The sequence below is a fragment of the Limnofasciculus baicalensis BBK-W-15 genome, from assembly GCF_024178385.1.
Classification (GTDB): Bacteria; Cyanobacteriota; Cyanobacteriia; order Cyanobacteriales; family Coleofasciculaceae; genus Limnofasciculus; species Limnofasciculus baicalensis.
The window spans coordinates 1-1,641 of sequence record NZ_JAMZMM010000657.1 but is presented as its reverse complement, the minus strand read 5'-3'; the positions used below and the strand labels follow the sequence as shown (position 1 = coordinate 1,641).

The window sequence follows — 1,641 nt, the reverse complement described above, 5'->3', positions numbered from 1 at the left end:
GTCTCCCTTCTCTCCCTTCCCTCTTACCTGAGAACCAGATTCCGCTATAGTTCCTATGGAAAGATCGAAAGTGAGAAAAGGAGATGGCGTTTTGACTAAGAATCATCGATGGATAAATATGAGAGGACTTTTTTCCTTCCTCATGACATTGGTTTTGGTATGTGGTTTGGTAGGTTGCGGCGATTCTCTCCAGAATCGCTTCGGCTCACCAACTGAAACATCCCAGACAGTTGAGAGCGAAACTATACCTGTGAGTAAACCAGCAACACTCTCAGAAGTCGCTCCACCCTCAGTTATTCAACAACTAGGTCAAAGATTGGCAGACTATGCACCTCAAGTTACAATACTTAGTCCTACTCCGGATCAAGTTCTCCAAGATACTACAGTATCAGTACAACTTCAGGTTCAGGATTTGCCCACCTTTAAAGATCCAGAGTTAGGGATGGGACCTCACCTCCATGTTATTCTTGACGATCAACCTTATATAGCAGTTTATGACACAGCCCAGCCCCTAGTATTGGAAAATCTGTCAGCGGGAACCCATACCCTACGGGTTTTCCCGGTTCGTCCTTGGCATGAAAGCTTTAAAAATGAAGGAGCATATAGTCAAACAACATTTCATGTTTTTACCAAAACTCCTGATAATAATCCAGATTCGACTCTGCCCCTACTAACTTACAGTCGTCCGACAGGTACTTATGGTGGAGAGCCAATTATGCTGGACTTTTACTTGACTAACGCTCCACTTCATCTAGTGGCTACAGAAAACTCGGATGATGATATTGCTGATTGGCGAATTCGCGTTACAGTCAACGGTGAAAGTTTTGTTGTGGATCGCTGGCTACCTGTTTATCTAAAAGGCTTCAAGGAAGGGAAAAACTGGGTACAATTGGAGTTTATCGACGATCTGGGTAACTCAGTCAACAATGTTTTCAATAATACAGCACGAGTATTTACCTACGAGCAGAATGGGAATGACACTCTTTCCCTGTTAGTACGTGGTGAAATATCGGCTGATGCCGCAGGTAAAATTGTAGATCCTAACTACGAACCTATCCAAAGCCCTGCTTCCTCAGAAGAAACACCGAATCCTACCCCATCTCCAACAACAGAAGCAAAACCAACTGCTGAATTAGAGACTCCTCCAGCAACTCCAGAGGTTGAATCTGTAACACCTGAAACTCTAGAAACCCCAGAGATTGAATCTGTAACACCTGAAACTCTAGAAACTCCAGAGGTTGAATCAGTAACACCTCAAGAAACACCTGTTGGTGAAGTAGAGACACCTTCAGAATCAGCAACCCTGCCTTCTGAGGTAGCAAAACCTGAAGAAACTCCTACTAATGAAGCAGAAACTCCTCCAGTATCAGAAACTTCAGTTACTGAATCGGTATCTAGTGAAGATAAACAGACAGAGCAACCAGAAAATAATGGTATGTTTGGTCGCTTGTATGAAAAAATCTTCACAGTATTCCAAGGTTCAGAAGTAGCTCCTAACCAATCTACTGAAGTATCAGAGGAAGTAGAAGTGCCCTCATCTAAACCGAGTGTAGTACCAGAGATACCACAATCGCGATCGCAAATTGTACCAATTCAGGAGGTAACTCCAGAGCAACCATCAACAACACCCGAGTCTGTTAA

Annotated in this window: 1 protein-coding gene; it reads left to right on the top strand. The window is 43.4% G+C overall.

Annotated features, from left to right (window positions below; all coding sequences use genetic code 11):
* Nucleotides 1-55 precede the first annotated feature (55 nt).
* A partial coding sequence (locus NJ959_RS29205) for a hypothetical protein (RefSeq protein ID WP_254015265.1) occupies nucleotides 56-1,641 on the top strand: 1,586 nt, incomplete at its 3' end.